Raw genomic sequence first — 25,206 nt, 5'->3', positions numbered from 1 at the left:
GACCTCCTGGTGAGCGTGGTGGGAACCGGCCCACGCTACGACCGGGGGCAGGCACGGCACTCAGCCCGTGCCCACCCTCGCTCCGGCTCGGCTCGACTCGGCTCCCCTCCGCTCGGCTCCGCGTCGCCTGCCCGGTCCCGAGAACGGGCGCGACAGCCGCTCCTCCCCAGCGCCGGTGTCCCAAAGACCCGGTGCTCGTAGGGAGCAAACTCGGTGAAGCGGCCGAGGTAGTTCCAAACCTCCTCGTGGGGGCTGTGAAGAAGATGCGCTCCGTGGCGGTGCACTCTGACGCCCGTGCTCTCTTCGAGATAGTCGCTCGCGTTACCGCCGATGTAGCTCCGGCGCTCAAGTACGAGTACCTTCGCACCGTCCCGTGCTGCGTGTACGGCCACGGTGAGGCCGAAGAGGCCTGCACCGACGACGAGGAGGTCTGGTTCAGTCCGCGCCGGACGTTTTGCTCTTTGCCTGGGGTGCACGTCGGCTGAGTGCGCGTTCATTAGACGGTCGATCGATCCAGGTCCGCCACCCTCGCGTAGAGCTCCCTGAGGGACCCGTCTGACATGTCGATGATCGGCTCATACATGAAGGAATTGATGTGCAGGTTCTCTGGCGTCATCAGCAGTACAGATCGCAGGACCGCCAACTCATCCTCGCCTCCGAGCGCGCGGCCCTCGAACATTTCGTAGAGCTTCCAGGTCTGATTCCTAGTGATCGCATCAGTCTCGGCTGGATCGCTGATCAGACTCAACATGTAGGACTCAGATCGCAGGCGAATGGCCATGGACAGGACGATCTTGTTAGCGAAGTTGATCCCCTCGTCAGCTTCGAGCGCCGCGTCCGCCTCCCGGTAGATCATGTCGACAACAAGCTCGTCCTTATCCGGCCAGGACTTGTCGGGCAGCCCCGCAAGGGCACCGGTGAAGATCGAATCAAGCTCACCCTGCGTTATCGAACGCGTGTCTGCCTTCTGGTGCAGGAGAGAAGTAAGCCGCAGGTATCGCGGGTCGTCCGTGCCGCTGCTGTATTCCAGCAAGTTTCGAACAAACGGGATGCAGGCTACCCGCTTCATGCCGTCGGTGAAGAGCTTCTGCTTGAAGTCGTTGGTAAACGGGTTTGTGATCGTGCTCCCGCTCATGGCGTTGAACTTGACCCTTTGAGGATTCTTCTCCGCCATGAAGCACTGACCCCAACTCACGATTCCACGACCGTAGATCGTGCGGAGGAAGTCGAAGTTGTGCGTAAGGATGATGATCCGGAAGTTTGCTTCTTGCTCCATCTCCTTGAGGTAGTAGATGATCGCGTACTTGTTCTTGTAGTCGAAGGAGTCCGCGATGTCGTCGATGACAAAGACCGCAAGCTCGTCAGAGTTCCTCCGAGCTTCGACCTCGAACAAGATGTTCAGGATGTAGAACGCTTTCTTCTCACCGGTGCTGAGTACTCGGAGAAGGTGCTCCCTGTCAACGCGGGACGCTCCACCACCGTCCTCGAAGTCGAAGTCGAGAGTCAAGATCGGTTCCTGAGCCAGCATCACCTTTTCCCGGTTTCGCGGAACCAGCCTGAAGGGGACAGAGAATCGGGCGTTGAACAGCTCGATCACCTCTTCCCATCGTGTGCGCTCTAGGGCGGCCTGTTTCAGGATGGCTTTCCGCCGATCTTCGGACGACTTGTGCGTCTCGACAGCCTTTGCGAACAGCTCCTCGCAAATTTTGAAGTAAGAGACCCAAATCTTTTCCTTGAACAAGTCGAGGTTTTCCAGGTTGGCAAGGAGTTCAGGTCGATCTGAGACGAATCGGAAGAAGTCCCGAGTCGCTTGGTTCGCGTTAAGCACCTTCTCAAGCGCGCTCAGACGTTTCATGAGTTGTTCGTCGTCAGTGATACGGCGCTTCTCCCGAGCAATCAGGTCGGTCAGATCGCGCTCGCTTGATACCTCGCGTGGTTCGTCTTCGCCAGAGAGCAAGAGGGAGTGATTCGCTCTGAAGAAGCCCTGGGTCGCGAGACTCTTGCTCAGAGTCTCGGCGTTGTAGTAGGTGAAGGAGGACCGACTGAAGAAGGTTGAGCTGTCCAGTAGCTGGTTGAGACGCTCGACATAATCAGTGAGGAGACCTCGCATGGCCGGGTCGTTCAAGACCTTTTCGACGCTCGGGTTAAAGAGTGTGTCGTAGGGAAGGTCGCCAAAGGGTGCGTCTTCGAGCTGCTCAACTTCGTAGCTCACTCGAGCCAAGGCTCCGAAGAAGTTGTCGTCCTCCTTGGTGAAAATCTGAGAAACGAGACTCGCCACATCTTGCTTTGTGCGCGCCGTCTTCTTCAGCTCCTTGACTAGCTCGCCTTCGATCTCCAGGAGAGCTTGATTGATCTTCTCAAACTCCTCCCGTAGGGGCGCGTTCACCAACAGTGTCGAAGCAAACTCGTCCGGCGCGTAATGCTCGTCATAAGCAAGGAATACCGCAACGGCGGACGGGTCCGGCTGGTTGCCGTCGCCATCGACAATGGCGCGTGTCGCCTCGCGATCCGGAAACACGTGGTCAACAGAGGCATCACCTCGCGAGAAGTCCAAGAAGGTCCGGGCCAAACTCGACTTCATCGTGCCGTTGGGTGCGTAAACAGCGACGGCGTTGCGGCGCTCGAATGCGAACTCGGCGTCGAGTTCCCGGATGCCGTGACAGTTGCGAAGCTGGAGTTGAAGGCTCTTCATTTTCTGATCCTATCGGGGCGGCAATGGGCCGCGAGGCCCTGCGTCAGAAGCGTGAGGTCCATCCCGCTGGGGTCAAATCTGCGCCAGTACCGGCGCGGCGCGGCACCGGCCTCGATGAGAGGAGGGGATGCGCCGCCATCTTGGCTCTGGCGAGCTCGCTGGTGGCGGACCCGGCGGTGTTCGTACTCGTCAATCGGCCTGAAGCGCCCTCCAAGTGCTGAAGAGCGTCCCCGGCCCTACCCTCCGATCGGTTGGCCTGTGCCCGGGGTGCTACAAGCGCGCGCCTGGGCCATACGTCTGAGGCGGCCGCTTAGACTTGAGGCGTGATCAATACAAGGATGTCGGTACGCGCATGAGCATCAGCGTCCCAAGCGCCAAGAGCGCAAGCCTGAACGCCGCGAAAAGCGCCAAGGCGGACGAGTTCTACACCCAGCTAACCGACATCGAGAAGGAACTGAAGCACTACAAGAAGCACTTCGAAGGCAAAGTCGTCTACCTCAACTGCGACGACCCTCGGGAAAGCAACTTCTTCCACTACTTCAGCTACAACTTCGAACGCCTCGGTCTGAAGAAGCTCATCGCCGCCTGCTACAAGAGCCAAGATGTGGACCTCTTCAGTGCGGGTGCTGCCGAGCAAGCCATCTACCTGGTCTACGAAGGCGATAAGAACGGTAGCGGAGTCCCGGAACTCGAAGAAATTGGCGTTCAGCACTTCAAGGCGGACGGAGATTTCCGGAGTCCTGAGAGCGTCGAGTTGCTGAAGCAGGCGGACATTGTTGTCAGCAACCCGCCGTTCTCGCTCTTCCGCGAGTACATGTCGCAGCTCATCGAGTACGACAAGAAGTTCCTCATCATCGGAAACATGAACGCCCTGACCTACAAGGAGGTCTGGCCCCTGATCAAGGCAAGTCAGGTCTGGCTAGGGGTAACTCGCACCGGCACAGGCCAGATGTGGTTCCGAGTGAATGAGGACGCTCCAGTTAAGACGGGCCAGCGAGTCGACGAGGACGGAGTGCGCTACCAGACTGTAGGTAACTCCGCCTGGTTCACGAATTTGGACAATTCGAAGCGGCATGAAGACTTGATTCTCTACAGACCCTACGACCCCGAGCACTATCCGACTTATGACAACTACGACGCCATCGAGGTCAGTCAGACAGTGGACATCCCCCTGAATTATGACGGCGTGATGGGGGTGCCGATCACATTCCTTGGCAAGCACAATCCGGAACAGTTTGAAATTGTAGGGATTGCAAAGGCACCCCTCGGCGAGCCAAGCCGGATCTACCCCAAGCAGACGCAGGTGGGCAAAACCGGGGCTCGCAGCGCCGTGCGGAAACTCAACGACGGGCCTGCGCTCAAGGTCAAGAAACCTCCTATCGAGAAGACTTACTACGAGGTCGATGGTGAGTACTACATTCAGCTCTACGCCCGTATCCTTATCCGCCGTCGGAAAGTGAAGCCGTGAAGATCGTTCCTCAGGAGATATCAGTCCGTGAGCTGACCGCCGACTACCAGAACAATGACGAGGATGGAGTTATTGGCTACCGCGGCACTCTCGACATCCGGCCTCCCTACCAGCGAGAGTTCGTCTACAAGGACAAGGAGCGGAATGCCGTCATAGACACGCTCACTAAGGGTTACCCGCTCAATGTCATGTACTGGGCTGTTCGTGACGAGGCGGCCGCGAAAGAGACTGGCCGCAGCTACGAGGTCATGGACGGCCAGCAGCGCACCATCTCTATCTGTCAGTTCGTAGATGGTGACTTTGCCTTCAACGGCCGCTACTTTCATAACCTCCAGGCAGACGAAAAGCAGCAAATCCTCGATTATAAACTCACAGTATACCACTGCTCAGGGACTGACAGCGAGAAACTGGAGTGGTTCAAGACCATCAACATCGCGGGCGTAGAGCTCAGCGATCAGGAACTACGCAATGCGGTTTACTCGGGGCCCTGGGTTACAGACGCCAAGCGGTACTTCAGCCGCCGCAACGCAGCAGCCCATGGACTCGCAGAGAACTTAATGGCTGGGGAGTACTTGCGACAGAAATACCTTGAAACAGCCATCAAGTGGATCAACGATGACGCCATCGAAGGCTACATGGCCGTTCACCAGCACGACCCCAACGCGAACGCCCTATGGCTGTACTTCAACAGCGTGGTCACCTGGGTCCGCACAACCTTCCCGAAGTACCGGAAGGAAATGAAGGGGCTGCCCTGGGGTGACCTCTACAACCGCTTTAAGGACACGGCCTTGGACTCGGCCCAACTCGGCGTCAGGGTTGATGCTCTGATGATCGATGACGAGATCGAGAATAAGCGAGGTATCTACTCGTTCGTCCTAGACGGCCAAGAGCGTCACCTCAACCTTCGAGGCTTCTCAGATAAGGACAAGCGAGAGGCTTACGAGCGCCAGCAGGGCATCTGTGCCAAGTGCGGCCAGGAATTCGAGATCCAGGAGATGGAAGCGGACCACATCACTCCCTGGCACGAGGGAGGAAAGACCACTCCAGACAACTGCCAGATGCTCTGCAAGTTTGACAACCGCAGCAAGGGCAAGAAGTAGCCGGGGCTACCTTCGTACGGTCGAATACACGGCCATAAACCATGGCCGATCAGGTGCTGGTCGCTCCTTCAGCGACTTCAATGTTGTATTCCTCGGCTGCCTCGACCATGACACGGGCCACCTCACCCATCAGCTCTGAGTCAATGGCCTCGATGTCAGGCTGCAACCCGTTGTTCTCGTCGTTCATTGCCTTGTAGAGGGTTGGGCGAGACACACCAAGGTCTCGTGCGACCATCGCGACGGCAACCCCAAGCCCTACGCGCTTGCGAGCACCCTCAATCTGATCGAAAGTGAGCGCATAGCGCTTTTTCCGCTTCCGGTACGTCCCCGCCTTCTTCGCCTCCGCGATCCCCTCTGCCTGACGCTCCTTGGAAATGTCCCGCTCGAACTCGGCAAAGACGCCAAGGATGTTGAGCTGCAGACTTTGAGCCGCCGTTGCTCGCTCGCCGGGGGCGAAGCTCAGGCCGTCCTTCTCGAATCGCACAGACATGCCCTTGGCCAGGAGTTCGGCGATGATGTCTCGATCCCTGATGCTTCGAGCCAGACGGTCAACGCTCCAGACCGCGAGCGTGTCACCGGAGCGGCAGTAGTCGATTGCGAGCCGGAGCTGAGGTCTGGCCTGGCGATCCTTGCCGCTTTGCTTCTCCTTGAACGACCTACCACCAGAGGCCTCGCACGGGGCGGCCAGGGCTTCCTGGCGGGCCAGGTTCTGATCCTTTGTCGATACGCGAATGTAGGCCACTTCTTGGCCAGTTGGGTGCTGTGCGTCAATCACAAGTTCGCTCCTTTCAATAGCGTGAAAGGCATATCGCAATGACTTGCACTTGACGGGCTGCGGCGCACTAATTCGTTCAAGTCCGACGGTGTTCGTATCTGTGGTTGGGATATACAACACTGTGGCAGGCGTTGAATACGAATTGTGCTCTCGTCGTGTCACACACCTTTAGGGCTCCCGTCTCCTTTCTGCCTACTATTCGAGCCGCATGAACCAGCGCAGGTTTGCGGCCGACAAAGTCGAGCCGTTGTGACGCGCCACCGCGGTTACTAACACCGGCGCATTACCATTGAGACCACCGAGCAGAGGACGGGAACGCCGTGACCGAAGAGACCCAGGCACATGACGACGATGGCGATGAAGCCACACCGGAGCAAGCCGAAGAGCTGCTGAGAGATCCTGCCCGGTTCTTGGGCATGATTCGTAAACGGCCCGAGATGCTCGACGATCTGGCTTCGGGCTATCGAGCGGCGCGGGAGGGGTTCAGCGAGTTCTTGATCGCCACTGACCGGGGTGCAGCCCGCGTGAAAGACACCGCTGACAAGATCATTGACTCCATCCAGAGCGACCTCGACAGAGAGGGTCTCACCCCTGACGAGCGGTACAGGCTGATCGAAGCTGAGGAGCGGTTGCTCGACAAGGTCAAGGGCAACGAGAAAGAGGTACGACAGGCCAACGAACGATCCTTCGCGAAGATGGCTGCTCTGGGCGTCACAGTTGCAGTCGGGGTGGCGGCCCTGGGGTACTTGGCGAAGGAAGGCAAGCTCCCGTCCATTGACTCACCGTCTGCTTAGCGCCTGTCTGACAGGGCGCGGAGGTTGTCCTGGAAGTGCAGCGCAAGCCCAAGGGCGACGGTCCCAAGACGGATCATGGCCCTCGTGATGTCGCACACCGGTAGCTCAGTCGGCAGCCGCGAGTCGGCCTCCTCGTAGAACCTCGCCGGGTGCCTAGGGTTAAGTCAGCGGAAGAGAGCGGAGCAAAACCGGCATGGCGTTGACGCACCATCTCAAGGACAGGCACTCGCCCGTCAGGCAGTTCCTGGAGAAAAGCGCTCCCCGCCTCGCTCTCGCTGGCAGTCCTGGACCGCTCGGCAGGGAGGTAGCTGACGAATTCAGCTTCTACAGACTGACCTCGCGCGCACTGACGGTCCCGATCCCCGCCGGCGTAGAGGACAAGCGCACCCACGCAAGCCCAGTGGGCATGGCCCTCGACTACCGAGTCAGAATGATGCTCGGTGGCTCATGGGTGGATGGAACCACAGCCCAGATCGGCCTCCAGCGTTTCCAGAACAACACCAAGGGCATCCGTTACGGCAGGCGCATGGCGCAGGTGCTCGCCGATGCCCTCGAATTGGCCGTGCAGCAGGCAGAGGCAGGAACAGACGAGGATCAGGACAGGCTGGCGGTGGTGCTCGCCTGGTGTGAGAGCTTCTACCGGGCTGGTATCCATGCGCTCATCCGCGGCTCAATAGGGAAGCAGCTTCGCAATGCTGACAGCCCGGCAGTTCTCCTTGAGTCCATCGACCCATTAATCATCCTGGACCTGGCAGCTCTTCGGCGAAGCTCCACGAGTCAAATCGGGCAGTGGTCTTCTGCGGTCCAGGGAGGCTCTCGGCTCGAGCTCAATCCAGACTTCGACGGCAGCGGAGCCGTCGGAGGAGCGGACGCTGACTGGCTCATCGAAGATACACTCATCGACTGCAAGGCCACGGAGCAGCTCGGCAACGCCTGGATCAGAAAGACGCTGTTTCAGCTTGTGGGCTACACGCTCCTCGACTTCGACGACTCCCTGAAAATTAGGCAGATCGCGATCTGGCTACCCCGCCGTCAGGCCCTTCAGGTTTGGAGTCTCGCTGAGCTGCTCAGGGCCCCCGTCGAGCAGGCACTTCCGGAACTGAGGGCGAGCTTCGAAGCAATGCTCAGAGCCTGGCATGAACAGATGCACGAGGAGTCAGTAGCGCGGCGAGAAGCCATTGCGCAGTGGCGAGAAGAAATGGAAGCTCGATGGGCCGCCGAAGAGGCGGCTGAGGCACTTATGGTCGAGGAGCGTAGGGCCAGGCGGCGAGAGGCTGATCGGAAACGACGGAAAGCCAAGAAAGCAGCCGCGCTACTCGCCGCTGTCAACGCCCCCAGCGTGCCCCAGCTATAAGAAGAGGGCCACGATCCATTCCGGATCGTGGCCCGTGGTGTCGCACACCGATGACTCAGTCAGTAGTAGAGAGACGGTACCGCCGCATGGTGGTGCCTCCTTTCATCTCGATGAGCTCAGCCTTGGCGAGCGCCAGAAGCCCCGGCCTCAGAGCAGGAGAGCCAGAGGAGTCAGGGTCATCGAATACGAGCCCAGCAATCTCTCGGAAGGTCATCCACTCGCCCGTGAGCACGGAGAGAGCGCATTGTGTCAAATGGCCGTCACAAAGCCCGGTTCTATGCGGGTTTAGTTATTAAAACGGAACTCCACCACGTCGCCGTCCTGCATGACGTACTCCTTGCCCTCGATGCGGGCCTTGCCGGCCGAGCGCGCCTCCGCGATGGAGCCGGTCTCGACGAGGTCGGCGTACGAGATGACCTCGGCCTTGATGAAGCCCTTCTCGAAGTCGGTGTGGATGACGCCCGCGGCCTGGGGGGCCTTCCAGCCCTTGCCGATGGTCCAGGCGCGGGTCTCCTTCGGGCCTGCCGTGAGGTAGGTCTGGAGGCCCAGGGTCTCGAAGCCGATGCGGGCGAGCTGGTCGAGGCCGGACTCGTCCTGGCCGGTCGACGACAGCAGCTCGGCGGCGTCCTCCGGGTCGAGGTCGATCAGCTCGGACTCGATCTTCGCGTCGAGGAACACGGCCTCGGCCGGGGCGACGAGGGCGGCCAGCTCGGCCTTCTTCGCGTCGTCGGTGAGGATCGACTCGTCGACGTTGAAGACGTAGATGAAGGGCTTGGCGGTGAGCAGCCCGAGCTCGCGGATGGGCTCGAGGTCGATGCCCGAGGCCGAGAGGGCCTCGCCGCGCTGCAGCGCCTCCTTGGCGGCCACGGCCGTCTCGTGGGTGAGCGGCTCGACGCGCTTGAGGCGGAGTTCTTTCTCGTAGCGGACGAGCGCCTTCTCGACGGTCTCGAGGTCGGCGAGGATCAGCTCGGTGTTGATCGTGCCCATGTCGCCCTCGGGGTCGACCTTGCCGTCGACGTGCACCACGTCGGGGTCGACGAAGCCGCGGACGACCTCGGCGATGGCGTCGGCCTCGCGGATGTTGGCGAGGAACTTGTTGCCGAGGCCCTCGCCCTCGCTCGCGCCCTTGACGATGCCGGCGATGTCGACGAACGACACCGGCGCGGGCAGGGTCTTCTCCGAGCCGAACAGCCCGGCGAGCACGTCGAGCCGGGGGTCAGGCAGGTTGACGATGCCGACGTTCGGCTCGATGGTCGCGAACGGGTAGTTCGCCGCCAGCACCTGGTTCTTGGTCAGGGCGTTGAACAGGGTGGACTTGCCGACGTTGGGCAGTCCGACGATCGCGATAGTGAGAGCCACGGTCAGCCATCGTACCGGCGCGCGACGGGGGCGACCTCCGGTCGGCCCTCGAGCGCAGGAGGCGCGGCTCGACCCTGCAGTGTCCGAGGCGCGTGACACCATGGTGCGATGCCCATCGACTTCACCGCGATCGACTTCGAGACCGCGAACTCGAGCAGCGCCTCCGCCTGCTCCGTCGGCCTCGTCAAGGTCCGCGACGGCGTCGTCGTCGACAAGGTCGGCTGGCTGATCAAGCCGCCGGCGGGGCACGACACGTTCCTCGAGTGGAACACCCGCATCCACGGCATCCGGGCCGACGACGTCGTCGACGCCTTCGAGTGGCACGAGCAGTTCGACCTCATCGCCGACTTCGCGGGCATCGACGTCTTCGTCGCCCACAACGCCGGCTTCGACATGGGCGTCATCAAGGGCGCGTGCGCGGCGACCGGGGTCACTCCCCCGTCGTGGGCCTACCTCTGCAGCCTCCAGGTCGCCCGCAAGACCTACGCCCTCGACTCGTACCGGCTGCCGCTCGCTGCCGCCGCCGCGGGGTTCACGGGTTTCTCGCACCACGATGCCCTCGCCGACGCCGAGGCCTGCGCGGCGATCGTCGTGCACGCGGCGCAGTTCCACGGGGCCGACGACCTGCGGCAGCTCGCCGAGACCACCCGGGTCGGCATGAAGCGGCTCACGCCCGCCACGCCGCCCGCCGACGCGGGAGCCCCGGCCCCGCGTCGTCGCGTCGTCTTCCGCTAGCGGCCGCCGCCGGGCACGGCGCGCGCGGCGCGCGCTCTCGGCCGGTGTCGGCGGCTGCTGCGACACTCCCTGCATGACCTCACCGCTCCTCCTCGTGGCCCTCGTCGTCGTCGCGCTCGGGTTCGGCACGGCCCTCGGCGTGCTGCTGTCCCGGTCCCGGGCCGCCGAGGCCACCGCACGGCTCTCCGCCGACGCCGCCGCGGCCCGCGCGACCGTCGAGGGCTATCGCGAGCGGCTGATCGACCTCGACGAGCAGCACCGGCGCGAGGCCGCCGGCCAGGAGGAGCGGCTGCGCGAGTTCCAGGACCGGCTGCGCGACTCCCGCATCGCCGAGGCCGAACGAGTCCGCTCCGAGGGCCAGGTCATGACGGCCCTCAGCCCGGTGGCCCAGAGCCTCGCGGCGGTCCAGGCCAAGGTCGCCGAGCTGGAGGAACAGCGCGCGCACCAGTACGGCACGCTCAGCGAGCAGCTGCGCAGCGCCGTGGCCTCAGAAGAACGGCTCCGCAGCACGGCCGAGTCGCTGGCCTCCGCCCTCCGGTCGAACAGCACCCGCGGGGTCTGGGGCGAGACGCAGCTGCGCAACGTCGTCCAGGCCGCCGGGCTCGTCGAGCGGGTCGACTTCGACCTGCAGAGCAGCATCTCGAGCGACGCGGGCGCCGGCCGGCCCGACATGGTGGTGCACCTGCCCGGCGGCAAGAACATCGCCGTCGACGCCAAGGTGCCGTTCGCGGCGTTCCTCGAGGCGAGCGCCATACCCGCGACGGCCGTGGGAGAAGAGGCGGCTCGTCGCGACGTGCTCGTCCGGCAGCACGTCAAGGCCCTGCGGGCCCACGTCGATGCCCTCTCGGCCAAGACCTACTGGGCGGGGCTCGAGTCGTCGCCCGAGCTCGTCATCGCGTTCATCCCCAGCGAGTCGCTCGTGTCGAGCGCTCTCGAGGCCGACCCCTCGCTGATGGACTACGCGTTCCAGAAGCGCGTCGCCCTCGCCTCCCCGGTCACGCTCTGGTCGGTGCTCAAGACCGTCGCCTTCAGCTGGCAGCAGGACGTGGTCACGAACGAGGCCAAGGTCCTCTTCGACCTCAGCCGCGAGCTCTACGGCAGGCTCGCGACGATGGCCGGACACGTCGACAAGCTGGGCCGGTCGCTGCGCGGCTCGGTGAACGACTACAACCGCTTCGTGGGCTCACTCGAGCGCACGGTGCTGCCGTCGGCACGGCGCCTGAGCATGCTCGACGAGACGAAGACGCTCACCTCGCCGACGGTCGTGGAAGAGCTGCCGCGAGACCTCACGGCGGCAGAACTGACGACCGCCCTCGACGCCGACCGCGAGGTCGAGGCGTCGAGGGCGGCGGCCGACGAGCGTACGGCGAGCCAGACGGGCTGGGCCGACCGGGCGAGCTAGGGCGAACTGGACGAGCTAGGCGGTCTCGCCGTACCACTTCGAGACGAGGTGGTCGGCCTCGACGCGGCGGATGGTGCCCGAGTGCGAGCGCAGCACGATGCTCGACGTGCGGATCATGCCCTGCTTGCGCTTGACGCCCGCGACGAGCGCGCCGTCGGTGACGCCGGTGGCGACGAAGTAGGCGTTGTCGCCCTTGACGAGGTCGTCCTGGTCGAGCACGCGGTCGAGGTCGTGACCGGCGTCGATCGCCTTCTGGCGCTCCGCGTCGTCCTTCGGGGCGAGGCGCGTGAGGATGAGGCCGCCGAGTGCCTTGACGGCGCAGGCCGTGATGATGCCCTCGGGGGTGCCGCCGATGCCGACGCACATGTCGATGCGCGAGTCGGGGCGGGCCGCGTTGATGCCGCCGGCGACGTCGCCGTCGAGCAGCAGGCGGGTGCCCGCGCCGGCGGCGTGGATCTGCTGGATCAGGTCGGCGTGGCGAGGACGATCGAGCACGGCGACCTGGATGTCCTCGACGGCCAGGCCCTTGGCGTCGGCCAGGGCGCGGATGTTGTCGCCGACCGGGCGGTCGAGGTCGATCACGCCGATGCCCTCGGGGCCGGTGACGATCTTGTCCATGTAGAAGACGGCGCTGGGGTCGAACATGCTGCCGCGGTCGCTGACCGCGATGACCGAGAGGGCGTTCATGCGGCCCGCGGCGGTGAGGCTCGTGCCGTCGATCGGGTCGACGGCGATGTCGCAGGCCGGGCCGAAGCCGTTGCCCACGTGCTCGCCGTTGAAGAGCATCGGCGCCTCGTCCTTCTCGCCCTCGCCGATCACGACGACGCCGTCGAAGGCGACCGTGCCGAGGAACTTGCGCATCGCGTCGACCGCGGCGCCGTCGGCGGCGTTCTTGTCGCCCTTGCCGATGAACGGCGCGCTGCGGATCGCGGCGGCCTCGGTCGCCCTCACGAGCTCCATGCCCAGGTTGCGGTCGGGGTGCGAGTAGAGGGTTCCGGAGTCAGCCATGCTCCGGAGCCTACCCGGGAGGCGCCTCCCCGACGGCCGTTGCACAGACGTGCACGCCCGTCCCCCGCCCCCTCCTCGCCCGTCGCTGCCCGGTCCGCTGCTGGGGCCCCTGACTAGGGTGGAGGAGCACCCCACACGCCATCATCGAAGGAGATCCGATGCCCGTCGCAACCCCCGAGCAGTACGCCGAGATGCTGGACAAGGCGAAGAACAAGGGGTTCGCCTACCCCGCGGTCAACGTGTCGTCGTCGCAGACGATCAACGCCGTGCTCCAGGGCCTCACCGAGGCCGGCAGCGACGGCATCATCCAGGTCACGACGGGCGGCGCGGACTACTTCGCCGGCCAGACGGTCAAGAACCGTGCCGCGGGCGCCATCGCGTTCGCGAAGTTCGCGACCGAGGTCGCCAAGAACTACCCCGTCACGGTCGCGCTGCACACCGACCACTGCCCCAAGGACGCCCTCGACGGCTTCGTCCTGCCCCTCATCGCCGCCAGCGAGGACGAGGTCAAGGCCGGTCGCAACCCGCTCTTCCAGTCGCACATGTGGGACGGCTCGGCCATCCCCCTCGACGAGAACCTCGAGATCGCCCAGCAGATGCTCAAGCGCACCGCCGCGATCAACGCCATCCTCGAGGTCGAGATCGGCGTCGTCGGCGGCGAGGAGGACGGCGTCCAGCACGCGGGCTCCAACGAGGCGCTCTACACGACCGTCGGCGACGTCACCCGCGCCGTCGAGACGCTCGGCCTCGGCGAGAACGGCCGCTACATCGCCGCCCTCACCTTCGGCAACGTCCACGGCGTCTACAAGCCCGGCAACGTCAAGCTCCGTCCCGAGCTGCTCGGCGAGATCCAGCAGGGCATCCAGGAGCGCTTCGGCACGGCCGAGAAGCCCCTCGAGCTCGTGTTCCACGGCGGGTCCGGCTCGTCCGACGCCGAGATCCGCGAGGCGGTCTCGAACGGCGTCGTGAAGATGAACCTCGACACCGACACGCAGTACGCCTTCAGCCGCTCGATCGCCGACACGGTGCTGAAGAACTACGACGGCTTCATCAAGGCCGACGGCGAGGTCGGCAACAAGAAGCAGTACGACCCCCGTGCCTGGGGCAAGGTCGCCGAGTCGGCGATGGCGGCCCGCGTGGTCGAGGCGACCCGCCAGCTCGGCTCGTTCGGCCAGTCGGGCAGCTAGTCCGCAGCTCCTGGTCCGACGCGAGAGGCCCCGCAGCACCGAGCTGCGGGGCCTCTCGTCACGACCGGGCCGGCCACGACGACGACGACGTGCCTAGGAGGCGGGGCGCGCGCTGTCGAGGAGCGACTGCACGAACGCCGCATCGCCCAGGAACACCGACAGCACGAGCACCATCTGCACGATCGTGACGACGGCGCCCGCGACGAGCGGGACCCAGAAGGTCAGCTTGCCGGCGCGCAGGCGGCGGAGGGTGAGCACGAGCATGGGCACGAGGACGACGAGCGACACGATGGCGATCGCCGCACCGGCCTGCTGCAGCTGCGCCTGCCCGGAGAAGTCGTCGACCGGGTAGCCCTGCGCCGAGAACGCGGACAGCAGGGTGCGCGAGAAGCCCGAGACGAGCAGCAGGTTCGAGATGACGTTGTAGCCCGCGAGGCCGAGCAGGACGAACGTGGCGACACGGTCGACACGGCGGCCGGTGCTCAGCGCGGCTGGCGTGGCAGGTGGCTCCGGGTACGGCTGCGCGCCTCCTGCGCCCTGGCCCTGCTGCGGGTGCTGCGACCACGACGCGGACTGCTGCCCGACCGGCGGCACCTCGTCCTGGCCCGCAGGAGGCGCGGCCTCGGCGGGCGGGACGGGACTGACCCAGCCCTCGGGCGCGTACTCGCCGTACCGGGGTCGAGGGCGCGGATCGCGTCCTGCCGACCCGTCGCCGTCGCGGCCGTCGTGCGGGTCGCGGTCGTCGCTCATCGGGCGGTGCGTCCGCCGAGCGCGCGGGTGTCGGTCTGGCCCTGGGCGTCCTTGCGGAGCTCCTTGGGGAGGGAGAACATCAGGTCCTCCTCGGCCGTGACGACCTCGGACACGTCGCCGTAGCCGGCGTCGGCCAGGTCGTCGAGGACCTCCTTCACGAGGACCTCGGGCACCGAGGCGCCGGACGTGACGCCCACGGTCTCGACGCCGTCGAGCCACTCCTGCTTGATCTCGCTCGAGTAGTCGACGCGGTAGGCCGCCTTCGCGCCGTGCTCGAGGGCGACCTCGACGAGGCGCACGCTGTTCGAGCTGTTGGCCGAGCCCACGACGATGACGAGGTCGGAGTCGACGGCGACCTTCTTGATGGCGACCTGACGGTTCTGCGTGGCGTAGCAGATGTCGTCGCTCGGGGGGTTCTGGATGGTCGGGAAGCGCTCACGGAGGCGGCGGACCGTCTCCATGGTCTCGTCGACGCTCAACGTCGTCTGCGACAGCCAGACGAGGTTGTCGGGGTCGTCGATGACGAGGTCGTCGACCTCGGCCGGGTTCTGCACGAGGGTGGTGCGGTCGGCGGCGTGGCCCATCGTGCCCTCGACCTCCTCGTGGCCGGCGTGGCCGATGAGGATGATGTGCCGGCCCTGCGACCCGAAGCGGACGGCCTCGCGGTGCACCTTCGTGACGAGGGGGCAGGTCGCGTCGATCGCCTGGAGCCCGCGGTCGGCGGCGCCCTGCACGACGGCAGGCGAGACGCCGTGGGCGCTGAAGACGACGTGCGAGCCCTCGGGGACCTCCTCGACCTCGTCGACGAAGATCGCGCCCTGTCGCTCGAGCGTCGACACGACGTGGACGTTGTGGACGATCTGCTTGCGGACGTAGACGGGCGAGCCGTAGTGCTCGAGGGCCTTCTCGACGGCGATGACCGCCCGGTCGACGCCGGCGCAGTAGCCGCGGGGAGCAGCGAGCAGCACCCGCTTCGTCCCGTTGACGGGGGTGTCCCGTAGCCTGTTGCGCAGCGCAGGGACGCGCGGGGTCGGGAGGTCGACGGCGATGGCGCCGTTCGTGATGTGTGCCACCCGTCGATGATAGGCGTGACGACTGGTCGCGTTCTGGGAGGGCCCGTCCTCCGCGCCCCGCCCTCGCCCCTGCCACGCCTCCTGCCCTGACCGCTCCCCCGTCCGCTCCGACCAGAGGACACGCCTGCATGACGATCGTCACCCCGCCGCCCACCGCCGATGCGCCCTGGCCGGTCGGCCTGCTCGCGGGCAAGGTGCGCGACTGGATCGACCGGCTCGGCACGGCCTGGGTCGAGGGGCAGATCACCCAGTGGAACGTCTCGGGCGGCAACGTCTACGGCAAGCTGCGCGACCTCGAGCAGGACGTCACGGTCTCGTTCTCGATCTGGTCGAGCGTCCGGTCGAGGGTCCCCGCCGACCTGAAGCAGGGCGACCGCGTGATCGCGGCCGTCAAGCCGAACTACTGGGTCAAGGGCGGCTCGCTCACCATGCAGGTCTTCGAGATGCGGCACGTCGGACTGGGCGACCTGCTCGAGCGCCTCGAGCGCCTGCGGGCCCAGCTCGCCGCCGAGGGCCTCTTCTCCCCCGACCGCAAGAAGCGCCTCCCGTTCCTGCCGCAGTGCATCGGTCTCGTGACGGGTCGCGACAGCGACGCCGAGAAAGACGTGCTGCGCAACGCGCAGCTCCGGTGGCCGTCGGTCACGTTCCGCGTCGTGCACGCGGCCGTGCAGGGCGACCGCTCGGTGGGCGAGGTCACCGCCGCCGTGCAGCAGCTCGACGCCGACCCCGAGGTCGACGTCATCATCGTGGCCCGGGGCGGCGGCGACTTCCAGAACCTGCTCGGCTTCAGCGACGAGTCGCTCGTGCGTGCGGTGGCCGCCTGCACCACGCCGGTGGTCAGCGCGATCGGCCACGAGGCAGACCGCCCCCTGCTCGACGACGTCGCCGACCTGCGGGCGTCCACACCGACCGACGCTGCGAAGCGCGTGGTGCCCGACGTCAACGAAGAGCTGTCGCGCGTGCAGCAGGCCCGGTCGCGCATCGGGGTGCGGCTGAACCAGATCGTCTCGACCGAGATCGACCGGCTCGAGCAGGTGCGCAGCCGCCCCGTGCTGGCCGCGCCGCAGACGCTCGTCGACGTGCGCGCCGACGAGGTCGTGCGCGCCGTCGCCCGCGGCGAAGAGCTCGTGGCCCGAGCCGTCGAGCGGGCGCACACCCGGGTCTCCGAGCTGACCGCCCAGCTGCGCGCGCTCTCGCCCCAGGGCACCCTGCGGCGCGGCTACTCGATCGTGCAGCTGCCGGGCGGCGGGGTGCTCCGCGACCCGGCCGACGCCCCCGAGTCCACGCCGCTCGTCCTCACCGTCGAGGGCGGCGCGCTGCAGGCCGTCAGCACCGGCGCCTCCTCCCCAGGTCCCGCCTCCACCCTGTCCTCCTCGTCGTCGAGCGACGCCGCTTCCCCTGCCAGCACCTCTCGTTAGGATCGACCCGTGGCACAGTCCTCCTCCCCCGCACCCTCCGCGTCCGCCCCGGCCGACGTGGCGTCGCTCAGCTACGAAGAGGCGCGCGACGAGCTCGTGACGGTCGTGTCCGAGCTCGAGCAGGGGGCGTCGAGCCTCGAGCGGTCGCTCGCCCTGTGGGAGCGAGGCGAGGCCCTCGCCCGCCGCTGCGAAGAGTGGTTGCTCGGCGCGCGTGAGCGCCTCGAGGCCGCCCGCCGACAGGTGCCCGCCGAATGACCGGCCCCGGCCCCCGCGAGAACGGCCGCGGTCCGCGTGCGAAGCAGCCGCGCATCGTCGCCGAGCTCGGCCGACCCGAGACGCCGGACGAGACCGCGCGCCGCAAGGCGGAGAACACCCGCAAGCACTACGCCAACCAGACGGCCGTCAACCTGACGCTGTCGATCGTGGCGTCGCTCGCCGTCGTGCTGTTCCTGGTGCTGGTCGTCGTGCGCCCGGGCGGCACGGTCAACCGCCAGGAGATCGACTACCGGGCGGTGGCGCAGAGCGCCGAGAGCAACGTCGACGTGCCGCTCGCGGCCCCCGTCCTGTCCGACGGCTGGACGTCGAACCGTGCCGACATCTCGACGGGCACCGCCGACGGCGTCGCCACCTGGTACGTCGGGCTCATCACGCCCACCGAGCAGTTCATCGCCCTCGAGCAGGGCGTCGACGCCAACGCGACCTGGGTCGCCAACGCGGTGCAGGCGCGACCGGCCACGGGCGCGACGACGATCGCCGGCCTCGACTGGCAGGTCTACGACCGCCGCGACGGCGAGAGCCCCGGCAACTACGCCTACTCGATGACGACCACGGTCGACCGCAGCTCGTACGTGCTGCACGGCACGGCCGACGACGTGCAGTTCGAGCAGCTCGCGACCGCGCTGGCCGAGCAGCTGGCCGACCAGACAGGAGACCCGTCGTGACCGACCCTCGCATCGACAGCGGCACCGGCACCTCGACCGGGGGCGGCGTCCCCGGCACGACCGCCGTGCCCGTCGCCGACCTGGCGGTGCCGTCGCCTCCGGCCGACCCGCTGACCCCGGGGCGCGCGTGGGAGCGCATGAAGGCCGGCAACGAGCGCTTCGTGACCGGGGCGCCTCAGCACCCCCACCAGGACAGCGACCGGCGCGCCCTGCTGGCCGGCGGGCAGGAGCCCGTGGCGGCCCTGTTCGGCTGCGCCGACTCCCGTCTCGCCGCCGAGATCATCTTCGACGTCGGCCTCGGCGACCTCTTCGTCGTCCGGAACGCCGGCCAGGTCGTGGGCGACACCGTCATCGCCTCGCTCGAGTACGCGGTCTCCGTGCTCGGCGTGCCGCTCATCGTCGTGCTCGGCCACGACAGCTGCGGCGCCGTCGCGACCGCCATCGACTCGCTCACGAGCGACGCGCCTCCCGGGTCCCGGTTCCTCGGCGACCTCGTCGACATGATCGTGCCCAGCGTCCGACGGGCGACGATCGCCCTCGAGCCGGGCGCCGTGCTCGACCCGCGCGCGGTCGGGGCGCTGCACATCCAGGCCTCCGTCGAGGCCCTGGTGGGCCGGAGCGCGCTCATCTCGGCCGCCGTGGCCGAGGGTAGGTTGACCGTGGTCGGGGCGAACTACGCGCTCGCCGACGGCCGCGTCGACCCGTCGATCATCATCGGTCGACTCTGACGCCGCGGGGGCGACCGGCCCCCGTGACACCGCCCCACGAGGGCCGAAGGAAGGACGATGACGTCGTGACCACTACCGAGTACCGCATCGAGCACGACACGATGGGCGAGGTGCGGGTCCCCGCGTCGGCCCTGTGGCGGGCACAGACCCAGCGGGCCGTCGAGAACTTCCCCATCTCGGGAGCCGGGCTCGAGGCCGCCCAGATCGTGGCCCTGGCGCGCATCAAGCGGGCGGCCGCCGTCGTGAACGGCCGACGGGGCATCGTCCCCGCGGGCGTGGCCGACGCGATCGTCGCCGCGGCCGACACGATCATCGGCGGCCAGCACCACGACCAGTTCCCCGTCGACGTCTACCAGACCGGCAGCGGGACCTCGTCGAACATGAACATGAACGAGGTGTTGGCGACCCTCGCCGGCACCGTCGACGGCGTCGACGTGCACCCCAATGACCACGTCAACGCCTCGCAGTCGTCGAACGACGTGTTCCCGACCTCCGTGCACGTCGCCGTGACCGGAGCCCTGCTCCACGACCTCGTGCCGGCCCTCGAGCACCTCGCCGAGTCGCTCGAGCGCAAGGCCGCCGAGTGGGCCGGCGTCGTCAAGGCGGGCCGCACCCATCTCATGGACGCGACCCCGGTGACCCTCGGCCAGGAGTTCGGCGGCTACGCCCGCCAGATCCGTCTCGGCGTCGAGCGGGTCCAGGCGACCCTCCCCCGCGTGGCCGAGGTGCCGCTCGGAGGCACCGCGACGGGAACGGGCATCAACACGCCCGTCGGTTTCCCGCAGGAGGTCATCTCCGTGCTCGCCGACGACAGCGGCCTGCCCGTGACCGAGGCGCTCGACCACTTCGAGGCGCAGGGCGCCCGCGACGGTCTCGTCGAGGCGTCGGGCGCGCTCCGCGTGCTCGCGGTCAGCCTGACGAAGATCAACAACGACATCCGCTGGATGGGCTCGGGCCCGAACGCGGGCCTCGGGGAGCTGCACGTCCCCGACCTGCAGCCCGGGTCGTCGATCATGCCCGGCAAGGTCAACCCCGTCGTGCCCGAGGCCGTGCTGATGGTCTCGGCACGGGTGATCGGCAACGACGCCACGATCGCCTGGGCCGGAGCCTCCGGCTCGTTCGAGCTCAACGTCGCCATCCCGGTGATGGGCACCGCGCTGCTCGAGTCGATCCGCCTCCTCTCGAACGCGACCCGGGTGCTCGCCGACAAGACCGTCGACGGCCTCGAGGCCGACGTCGAGCGCGCCCGCGCCATGGCCGAGTCGTCGCCGTCCATCGTCACGCCGCTGAACCGCGTGATCGGCTACGAGGCGGCGGCCGAGGTCGCGAAGCACGCCGTGGCGCAGAAGATCACCGTGCGCGAGGCCGTCGTCGATCTCGGCTTCGTCGAGCGCGGCGAGGTCACCGAGGAGCAGCTCGACTCGGCGCTCGACGTGCTGAGCATGACCCGCCCCGGCTGAGCCGCCCCTCCCGCACCGTCGGCCGCCGCCGATCCCGACGACGCCCCGTCTGCATCCACCGCGGACGGGGCGTCGCGGCGTCGTGGGGTCTACGACGCGTCGAGGACCGTCGACGCTGCGACGACGGCGAGCCACCAGCCGGCGAGCAGCACCGGTCCGAGCGGGATGGTGACCCCGGCCGGTGACGTGCCCCGTCGTCGGACGACGACAGCCGTGACCCCGTGCACTCCCCCGAGCAGCGCCACCGCGAGGAGCCAGACGAGCGGCGCCGACGGCGACGCCAGAGCCGCCGCCACGACTCCGACGCTCGCGAGCTTGGCGTCGCCGGCACCGAGCCCCCCGCCGTGCACGAGCGGGACGCACGCGACGAGCACGACCAGGCCGAGGAGGCACGCCCACGCCGCCGGGACCCCGTCGCCGGTGCCCACGGCGAGCACCACACCCGCAGCCGCGCCGAGCAGCACCACCAGGACCAGCACGTTCGGGAGCCGCCGCTCCGCGATGTCGACCCGCACGAGGGCACCGGTCACGACGGCGAGCGCCGACGCCGCGACCGTTCCGGGCGAGGACAGGTCCAGCCCTGCCACGAGGACTGTCAGCGCGAGCCCCACGACGACGTCGATCCGTGCCGGCCTGCGGCTTCGGGACGAGCACGACGCGGGCTGTCCTCCCCCGTGGTCGTCGCCGTCCCGGGCGCGGTCGTCCCAGTCCCGGCCGCGATGGTCGCCGTACCATGCGCGGTCGTCGCCGTACCAGGCGCGGTCGTCGCCGTCCCGGGCGCGGTCGTCGCCGTCCCGGGCGCGGTCGTCGCCGTCTCGGCCACGTTCGTCCCAGCGATGCTCATCCGCGCCGAGTCCGTCCGCGCCGAGTCCGTCCCCGCCGCGCTCGTCCGGGTCTGGCTCGTCCCTGCTGCGCTCGGCTCGGCTGCGCTCGTGTTCCGTCGTCGTCATGCTTCGACCATGACGCCCGAGTCCGCACCGCCTCCTCGGGACGGCCCGCCTCTGTGGGCGATCTCGCTCGAGCTGCGCCCGTGCAGGAGGGACCTCACGTCGATCGCGATCGCGATCGCGATCGCGATCGCTGTGACGCTCACGAGGGGTGCCACGTCGTTGCACGCCCCGCTAGCGTCACATCGTCCGAGCAGGCGCCGGACCGGTGGCGAGTTGCCCCGGGATGTCGCGTCAGTGACGCCGAGGCAACCGTCTGGGGCAACTCGTCCGTCGGGCACGCAACGGGTGCCGCGCCCGGACACGCCCGAAGGCGGCCAGCCCGGACGCGGCCGGGCGCGCCGAGCCCTAGGCGAGCTCGTTCGACTCGAGCAGCTCGGTCACGAGCGCCGCGATGGCCGAGCGCTCCGACCGTGTCAGGGTCACGTGCCCGAAGAGCGGGTGCCCCTTGAGCGTCTCGATCACCGACGCGACGCCGTCGTGGCGCCCGACCCGCAGGTTGTCGCGCTGGGCCACGTCGTGGGTGAGGACGACGCGGCTGTTCTGCCCGATGCGGCTGAGCACCGTGAGCAGCACGTTGCGCTCGAGGGACTGCGCCTCGTCGACGATCACGAACGCGTCGTGCAGCGACCGGCCGCGGATGTGCGTCAGCGGCAGGACCTCGAGCAGACCGCGCTCGACCACCTCGTCGAGCACGTTCTGCGACACGATCGCGCCCAGCGTGTCGAAGACCGCCTGCCCCCAGGGGTTCATCTTCTCGGCGGCGTCGCCGGGCAGGAAGCCCAGATCTTGCCCGCCGACCGCGTACAGCGGCCGGAACACCATGATCTTCTTGTGCTGCTGCTTCTCGAGCACCGCCTCGAGCCCCGCGCAGAGGGCGAGCGCCGACTTGCCCGTGCCCGCGCTGCCGCCGAGCGAGACGATGCCGACCTCGGGGTCGAGCAGCAGGTCGATGGCGAGCCGCTGCTCCGCCGAGCGGCCGTGCAGCCCGAACACGTCGCGGTCGCCCCGCACCAGCCGCGCCTCGCCCCGAGCGGTGACCCGGCCGAGGGCCGAGCCGCGGTCGGAGTGCACGACGAGCCCGGTGTTCACGGGGACGTCGGCGAGGGCACGGGAGCTGATCGTCTCCTTCTCCCAGAACGACGCCATCTGGTCGCTCGAGACGTCGAGCTCGCTCAGGCCGGTGTAGCCGCTGTCGACGACCTGCTCGGCGCGGTACTCCTCCGCCGCGAGCCCGATGGAGGCCGCCTTGACGCGCAGCGGCAGGTCCTTCGAGACGACCGTCACGGCCAGCCCGTCGTTCGCCAGGTTCGACGCCACCGCGAGGATGCGCGAGTCGTTGTCGCCGAGCTGGAGGCCCGACGGCAGCACCGACATGTTCGAGTGGTTGAGCTCGACCCGGAACGAGCCGCCCGACCCGACCTCGACCGGGAAGTCGAGGCGGTCGTGCGCCACGCGCAGCCCGTCGAGGAGGCGCAGTGCCTGTCGTGCGAAGTAGCCCAGCTCAGGATCGTGGCGCTTGCCCTCGAGCTCGCTGACGACGACGACGGGCAGCACCACGTCGTGCTCGGCGAACCGGAAGATCGCCTGCGGATCGCTCAGCAGGACGGACGTGTCGAGGACGTAGGTGCGCTGGTCGACCGCGGTGCGGGGCGTGCCCGCACGACGGTCTGCTGAGGTGCTCTGCTGGTCGGCCCGGGTGTTGACGGTCACGACGACTCCATCTCCGAGCGACGAGGCACTCGGTACCTTCGGCAGGACGGCCGCGGAGCAGTCGCGAGGCGAACTTTCGTGGCCGTCTCGACCGGGCTACTTGCCCGATGAGCCGAACCTACGTCGTGCCTCCGACACGGGTCCAGCACGGCACGCCGTGTCGTGTGACGATCAGGTGAACGACCCTCAGGTGCTGGTCGAGGGTCGTGGGCCAGGCCAGGCCAGGCCGAGTCCGGCCCTCAGTACGAGATCGCGCTCCCGTACGACATCAGCGCCTCACGCAGCAGCCCGAAGGAGTCCTCGCCGTTCGACACGTGGGTGCTGAGGCGCACGCTGGTGCTCCGCACCGTCGCGCTGACCCCGTGGTTCAGCAGCGAGGCGGTCAGCGCCGTCAGGTGCTGCGGCTCCGGCTCGAGCACGACGATGCCGGCCCGCTCCGACTCGACGCGCGACGAGGCCACCGGCACGGCGAACTCGTCGGCGAGGTCGATGAGCCGGGTAGTCCGCTCGGCGACGGCCCCGGCGACGGGACGGATGCCGACGGCCGCGATCTCTTCCAGCGAGGTCGCGAGCCGCGCCTCCGCGATGGGGTCGGGGCGGGAGAGCTGGAACGCGGCGGCACCCGGGGCCGGCTCGGCGCCGCGCTCGTACGAGCCGCCGAGCGTGATCTCCGAGCCGTGCACGCCGCTGAACACGGGCGTGAGATCGGTCAGCGCGCGGTCGCTCAGCGCCATGAAGCCGGTGCCCCAGCCCGCGCGCAGCCACTTCTGCCCGCCGGTGACGAGCACGTCCGCGACGGCCCAGGGCGCGTCGACGACGCCGAAGCCCTGGATGCCGTCGACGATCAGCAGCCGGTCGCCGATCACCTGGCGGATGCCCTCGAGGTCGGCGAGGTAGCCCGTGCGGTAGTCGACGACGCTGACGGCGACCGCGGTCACCGACGGCGTCAGGTGCTCGCGGAGCACCGCGGGCGTCACCGCGTCGTCCGGCACGTCGAGCCAGACGGTGTCGAGCACGCGCAGGGCCGAGGAGGCGCGGGTCGCGGTGAGCGGAGTGGTCGGGTACTCCCGCGGCGACAGCGCGAGGGCGCCCGTCAGCCCGAACAGCGTGTGCAGCATGCCTTGGCTCGTGCTCGGCTGGAACACGACGTGGTCGGTCGGGAACCCGGTGAGCGCGGCCACGGCCCGCCGGGCGCGCCCTGCCTGCTCGTCGAGGGCGACGACCGAGCCGTGCCGGGAGCGCGACTGGAGCTCGGTCAGGGCCCGCGCCTCCTGCACGACGCCCGTGCCCATCGGGCCGAAGGAGGCGAAGTCGAACCAGCCCGCCTCGTCGGCGAAGCCGGCGGCGAAGTCGTCGATGGTGGTCACGGTGGTGCTCCTCGGATCAGGGTCCTCCACCGTACCCGGCCCCGAGCGTCGAGGGGCCGAGCGGCCGACGGGCGCCGGACGCCGGACGCCGGGCGACGAGGCGACAGGCGCCGGGGTCAGCTGCCGAAGCGGCGGTGCCGCAGGGCGAAGTCGCGGACGGCACGGAGGAAGTCGACCTCGCGGAGGTCGGGGTAGAGCGCCTCGACGAAGTAGAACTCGCTGTGGGCGCTCTGCCACAGCATGAAGTCGCTGAGCCGCTGCTCGCCCGACGTGCGGATGACGAGGTCGGGGTCGGGCTGGCCGCCGGTGTAGAGGTGCTCGGCGATCAGCTCGGGCGTGAGGACCTCTGCGAGCGCGTCGAGCGTGCCGCCCGCCGCGTCGTGGGCCCGGACGATGCTGCGCATGGCGTCCGCGATCTCGCGCCGGCCGCCGTACCCGACGGCGAGGTTGACGTGCAGGCCGGCGTGGTCGCGCGTGCGCTCCTCGGCGGTGGTGAGGGAGGCGCAGAGCCCGGCGGGCAGGTCGTCGGTCGCGCCGACGTGCTGCACCTTCCAGTCGCGCTGGCGCGAGAGCTCGTCGGCGACGTCGCCGATGATGCCGAACAGCTCGGTCAGCTCGTCGGAGGCGCGGTTGCCGAGGTTGTCGGCCGACAGCAGGTAGAGGGTGACGACGCGGATGCCGAGGTCGTCGCACCAGGTGAGGAACTCGCTGATCTTCGCGGCGCCGGCGCGGTGCCCGTGGGCGGCGGTCTCGAGCATGCGGGCCTTGGCCCAGCGGCGGTTGCCGTCGACGATCATGGCGACGTGGTGGGGCAGCTCGGCCCCGTCGAGCTCGCGGCGCAGACGGCGCTGGTACAGGCCGTACAGCAGGCCGCCGGCCACGGGAGGCCGTCCGGGACTCTTCACGTGCCCAGGTTAACCCACCCGCGCGGTCCC

24 protein-coding genes are annotated in these 25,206 nt (G+C 67.8%); 12 read left to right on the top strand and 12 right to left on the bottom strand.

Annotated elements, in window-relative coordinates:
- Positions 1-35 precede the first annotated feature (35 nt).
- Both IFT90_RS04330 and IFT90_RS04325 read right to left on the bottom strand, forming a co-directional pair.
- The gene (locus IFT90_RS04330) at positions 36-497 is read right to left on the bottom strand and encodes an FAD-dependent oxidoreductase (RefSeq protein ID WP_192041110.1); all 462 of its coding nucleotides are present in this window, start codon (positions 495-497) and stop codon (positions 36-38) included.
- A complete protein-coding gene (locus IFT90_RS04325) occupies positions 497-2,692 on the bottom strand; it encodes a phage infection protein (RefSeq protein WP_192041109.1) in 2,196 nt (731 codons plus the stop codon). The genes IFT90_RS04330 and IFT90_RS04325 overlap by 1 nt, the downstream gene beginning before the upstream one ends.
- Positions 2,693-3,044: 352 nt before the next feature.
- On the opposite strand from IFT90_RS04325, the gene IFT90_RS04320 reads away from it, so the two are divergent.
- Together IFT90_RS04320 and IFT90_RS04315 are read left to right on the top strand one after the other, a co-directional pair.
- On the top strand, positions 3,045-4,160 hold the full coding sequence (locus IFT90_RS04320) for an adenine-specific methyltransferase EcoRI family protein (protein ID WP_192041108.1): 1,116 nt from the start codon (positions 3,045-3,047) through the stop codon (positions 4,158-4,160).
- Entirely contained in the window at positions 4,157-5,260 is a 1,104-nt protein-coding gene (locus IFT90_RS04315; protein ID WP_192041107.1) for a DUF262 domain-containing protein, read from the top strand. The genes IFT90_RS04320 and IFT90_RS04315 overlap by 4 nt, the downstream gene beginning before the upstream one ends.
- A gap of 49 nt (positions 5,261-5,309) precedes the next feature.
- Here the strand turns inward: IFT90_RS04315 and IFT90_RS04310 are convergent, their stop codons facing one another.
- Positions 5,310-6,035, bottom strand: coding sequence for a recombinase family protein (locus IFT90_RS04310; protein ID WP_192041106.1), 726 nt, complete (start codon positions 6,033-6,035; stop codon positions 5,310-5,312).
- 320 nt (positions 6,036-6,355) lie between these two features.
- Here IFT90_RS04310 and IFT90_RS04305 point away from each other — a divergent pair, with 320 nt between their 5' ends.
- Entirely contained in the window at positions 6,356-6,829 is a 474-nt protein-coding gene (locus IFT90_RS04305; protein WP_192041105.1) for a hypothetical protein, read from the top strand.
- 193 nt (positions 6,830-7,022) lie between these two features.
- The gene (locus IFT90_RS04300) at positions 7,023-8,183 is read left to right on the top strand and encodes a hypothetical protein (RefSeq protein WP_192041104.1); all 1,161 of its coding nucleotides are present in this window, start codon (positions 7,023-7,025) and stop codon (positions 8,181-8,183) included.
- A gap of 285 nt (positions 8,184-8,468) precedes the next feature.
- On the opposite strand, the gene ychF is transcribed toward IFT90_RS04300, so the two are convergent.
- Positions 8,469-9,542 (bottom strand): redox-regulated ATPase YchF, encoded by a 1,074-nt coding sequence (ychF, locus tag IFT90_RS04295; protein WP_192041103.1) that lies wholly within the window; start codon positions 9,540-9,542, stop codon positions 8,469-8,471.
- Positions 9,543-9,650: 108 nt separating this feature from the next.
- Here ychF and IFT90_RS04290 point away from each other — a divergent pair, with 108 nt between their 5' ends.
- Positions 9,651-10,277, top strand: coding sequence for an exonuclease domain-containing protein (locus tag IFT90_RS04290; RefSeq protein ID WP_192041102.1), 627 nt, complete (start codon positions 9,651-9,653; stop codon positions 10,275-10,277).
- A gap of 73 nt (positions 10,278-10,350) precedes the next feature.
- The gene (locus IFT90_RS04285; RefSeq protein ID WP_192041101.1) at positions 10,351-11,679 is read left to right on the top strand and encodes a DNA recombination protein RmuC; all 1,329 of its coding nucleotides are present in this window, start codon (positions 10,351-10,353) and stop codon (positions 11,677-11,679) included.
- Between the two features lie 15 nt (positions 11,680-11,694).
- On the opposite strand, the gene glpX is transcribed toward IFT90_RS04285, so the two are convergent.
- A complete protein-coding gene (glpX, locus tag IFT90_RS04280; protein WP_192041100.1) occupies positions 11,695-12,687 on the bottom strand; it encodes a class II fructose-bisphosphatase in 993 nt (330 codons plus the stop codon).
- 158 nt (positions 12,688-12,845) lie between these two features.
- On the opposite strand from glpX, the gene fbaA reads away from it, so the two are divergent.
- On the top strand, positions 12,846-13,874 hold the full coding sequence (gene fbaA / locus IFT90_RS04275) for a class II fructose-bisphosphate aldolase (protein WP_192041099.1): 1,029 nt from the start codon (positions 12,846-12,848) through the stop codon (positions 13,872-13,874).
- Between the two features lie 93 nt (positions 13,875-13,967).
- Here fbaA and IFT90_RS04270 read toward each other — a convergent pair whose 3' ends face one another.
- On the bottom strand, positions 13,968-14,624 hold the full coding sequence (locus tag IFT90_RS04270) for a DUF6264 family protein (RefSeq protein WP_192041098.1): 657 nt from the start codon (positions 14,622-14,624) through the stop codon (positions 13,968-13,970).
- The gene (locus tag IFT90_RS04265; protein ID WP_192041097.1) at positions 14,621-15,697 is read right to left on the bottom strand and encodes a 4-hydroxy-3-methylbut-2-enyl diphosphate reductase; all 1,077 of its coding nucleotides are present in this window, start codon (positions 15,695-15,697) and stop codon (positions 14,621-14,623) included. Before IFT90_RS04265 ends, IFT90_RS04270 begins: the two co-directional genes overlap by 4 nt.
- Positions 15,698-15,825: 128 nt before the next feature.
- On the opposite strand from IFT90_RS04265, the gene xseA reads away from it, so the two are divergent.
- The 5 genes from xseA to IFT90_RS04240 all read left to right on the top strand — a co-directional run bounded on the left by xseA (position 15,826) and on the right by IFT90_RS04240 (position 20,244).
- Positions 15,826-17,115, top strand: coding sequence for an exodeoxyribonuclease VII large subunit (xseA, locus tag IFT90_RS04260; RefSeq protein WP_192041096.1), 1,290 nt, complete (start codon positions 15,826-15,828; stop codon positions 17,113-17,115).
- A 9-nt stretch (positions 17,116-17,124) separates the two neighbouring features.
- On the top strand, positions 17,125-17,370 hold the full coding sequence (locus IFT90_RS04255) for an exodeoxyribonuclease VII small subunit (protein ID WP_192041095.1): 246 nt from the start codon (positions 17,125-17,127) through the stop codon (positions 17,368-17,370).
- A complete protein-coding gene (locus tag IFT90_RS04250; RefSeq protein WP_192041094.1) occupies positions 17,367-18,056 on the top strand; it encodes a DUF4245 domain-containing protein in 690 nt (229 codons plus the stop codon). The genes IFT90_RS04255 and IFT90_RS04250 overlap by 4 nt, the downstream gene beginning before the upstream one ends.
- A gap of 137 nt (positions 18,057-18,193) precedes the next feature.
- Entirely contained in the window at positions 18,194-18,784 is a 591-nt protein-coding gene (locus IFT90_RS04245) for a carbonic anhydrase (protein ID WP_133738733.1), read from the top strand.
- Positions 18,785-18,849: 65 nt separating this feature from the next.
- Positions 18,850-20,244, top strand: coding sequence for an aspartate ammonia-lyase (locus IFT90_RS04240; RefSeq protein WP_192041093.1), 1,395 nt, complete (start codon positions 18,850-18,852; stop codon positions 20,242-20,244).
- A gap of 89 nt (positions 20,245-20,333) precedes the next feature.
- Here IFT90_RS04240 and IFT90_RS04235 read toward each other — a convergent pair whose 3' ends face one another.
- From IFT90_RS04235 to IFT90_RS04215, 5 genes are all read right to left on the bottom strand, one after another.
- Complete coding sequence (locus tag IFT90_RS04235) at positions 20,334-21,194, bottom strand: prepilin peptidase (RefSeq protein ID WP_192041092.1); 861 nt, start codon at positions 21,192-21,194, stop codon at positions 20,334-20,336.
- Positions 21,191-21,337 (bottom strand): hypothetical protein, encoded by a 147-nt coding sequence (locus IFT90_RS04230; RefSeq protein ID WP_192041091.1) that lies wholly within the window; start codon positions 21,335-21,337, stop codon positions 21,191-21,193. Before IFT90_RS04230 ends, IFT90_RS04235 begins: the two co-directional genes overlap by 4 nt.
- Before the next feature lie 202 nt (positions 21,338-21,539).
- Entirely contained in the window at positions 21,540-22,904 is a 1,365-nt protein-coding gene (locus tag IFT90_RS04225; RefSeq protein WP_123548072.1) for a PhoH family protein, read from the bottom strand.
- A gap of 239 nt (positions 22,905-23,143) precedes the next feature.
- Entirely contained in the window at positions 23,144-24,271 is a 1,128-nt protein-coding gene (locus IFT90_RS04220) for an aminotransferase class V-fold PLP-dependent enzyme (RefSeq protein WP_192041090.1), read from the bottom strand.
- 116 nt (positions 24,272-24,387) lie between these two features.
- Positions 24,388-25,176: an isoprenyl transferase gene (locus tag IFT90_RS04215; RefSeq protein WP_371812090.1), complete on the bottom strand. Its 789-nt coding sequence runs from the start codon at positions 25,174-25,176 to the stop codon at positions 24,388-24,390.
- Positions 25,177-25,206: the final 30 nt, after the last annotated feature.

It is taken from the genome of Frigoribacterium sp. CFBP 8766, assembly GCF_014841435.1.
In the GTDB taxonomy this organism is placed as follows: domain Bacteria; phylum Actinomycetota; class Actinomycetes; order Actinomycetales; family Microbacteriaceae; genus Frigoribacterium.
Note: the sequence above shows the minus strand (reverse complement) of the source record. Positions and strands in the feature narration are given on the sequence as shown.

Bases quoted from the DNA above. Each gene is read 5' to 3' on its own strand.
- IFT90_RS04325 (WP_192041109.1), bottom strand. From the start codon at position 2,692: ATGAAGAGCCTTCAACTCCAGCTTCGCAACTGTCACGGCATCCGGGAA.
- IFT90_RS04300 (WP_192041104.1), top strand. From the start codon at position 7,023: ATGGCGTTGACGCACCATCTCAAGGACAGGCACTCGCCCGTCAGGCAG.
- glpX (WP_192041100.1), bottom strand. From the start codon at position 12,687: ATGGCTGACTCCGGAACCCTCTACTCGCACCCCGACCGCAACCTGGGC.
- fbaA (WP_192041099.1), top strand. From the start codon at position 12,846: ATGCCCGTCGCAACCCCCGAGCAGTACGCCGAGATGCTGGACAAGGCG.
- IFT90_RS04330 (WP_192041110.1), bottom strand. From the start codon at position 497: ATGAACGCGCACTCAGCCGACGTGCACCCCAGGCAAAGAGCAAAACGT.
- IFT90_RS04285 (WP_192041101.1), top strand. From the start codon at position 10,351: ATGACCTCACCGCTCCTCCTCGTGGCCCTCGTCGTCGTCGCGCTCGGG.
- IFT90_RS04320 (WP_192041108.1), top strand. From the start codon at position 3,045: ATGAGCATCAGCGTCCCAAGCGCCAAGAGCGCAAGCCTGAACGCCGCG.
- xseA (WP_192041096.1), top strand. From the start codon at position 15,826: ATGACGATCGTCACCCCGCCGCCCACCGCCGATGCGCCCTGGCCGGTC.
- IFT90_RS04250 (WP_192041094.1), top strand. From the start codon at position 17,367: ATGACCGGCCCCGGCCCCCGCGAGAACGGCCGCGGTCCGCGTGCGAAG.
- IFT90_RS04245 (WP_133738733.1), top strand. From the start codon at position 18,194: ATGAAGGCCGGCAACGAGCGCTTCGTGACCGGGGCGCCTCAGCACCCC.
- IFT90_RS04290 (WP_192041102.1), top strand. From the start codon at position 9,651: ATGCCCATCGACTTCACCGCGATCGACTTCGAGACCGCGAACTCGAGC.
- IFT90_RS04235 (WP_192041092.1), bottom strand. From the start codon at position 21,194: ATGACGACGACGGAACACGAGCGCAGCCGAGCCGAGCGCAGCAGGGAC.
- IFT90_RS04270 (WP_192041098.1), bottom strand. From the start codon at position 14,624: ATGAGCGACGACCGCGACCCGCACGACGGCCGCGACGGCGACGGGTCG.